The sequence below is a fragment of the Citrobacter sp. CK202 genome (assembly GCF_030333225.1).
Lineage (GTDB): Bacteria > Pseudomonadota > Gammaproteobacteria > Enterobacterales > Enterobacteriaceae > Citrobacter_B > Citrobacter_B koseri.
This window is the reverse complement of the sequence record NZ_JAOWGI010000002.1, coordinates 1-661: the sequence shown is the minus strand read 5'-3', so window position 1 is coordinate 661 and position 661 is coordinate 1. Positions and strand designations below refer to the sequence as shown.

Genomic DNA, 661 nt, shown 5'->3' with positions numbered 1-661 from the left:
AAAGAGGCTCCCACTGCTTGTACGTACACGGTTTCAGGTTCTTTTTCACTCCCCTCGCCGGGGTTCTTTTCGCCTTTCCCTCACGGTACTGGTTCACTATCGGTCAGTCAGGAGTATTTAGCCTTGGAGGATGGTCCCCCCATATTCAGACAGGATACCACGTGTCCCGCCCTACTCATCGAGCTCACAGCCTGTGCATTTTCGTGTACGGGACTTTCACCCTGTACCGTGCGACTTTCCAGACGCTTCCACTAACACACAAGCTGATTCAGGCTCTGGGCTCCTCCCCGTTCGCTCGCCGCTACTGGGGGAATCTCGGTTGATTTCTTTTCCTCGGGGTACTTAGATGTTTCAGTTCCCCCGGTTCGCCTCGTTTGACTATGTATTCATCAAACGATGATGCACCGTAGTGCACCGGGTTTCCCCATTCGGACATCGCCGGGTCAAGGGTTCATATCACCTCGCCGGCGCTTTTCGCAGATTAGCACGTCCTTCATCGCCTCTGACTGCCAGGGCATCCACCGTGTACGCTTGGTCGCTTAACCTCACAACCCGAAGATGTTTCGTGAAACATTTCGCGTTGCGAAAATTTGAGAGACTCATACACACTTTACGTGTGTCGTTTCAATTTTCAGCTTGATCCAGATTTTTAAAGAGCAAA

Annotated in this window: 1 rRNA gene; it reads right to left on the bottom strand. The window is 51.7% G+C overall.

The window, feature by feature from the left end:
• A 23S ribosomal RNA gene (locus tag OGX84_RS00005) occupies positions 1-545 on the bottom strand; the annotation flags it as partial.
• Between the last annotated feature and the right edge of the window lie 116 nt (positions 546-661).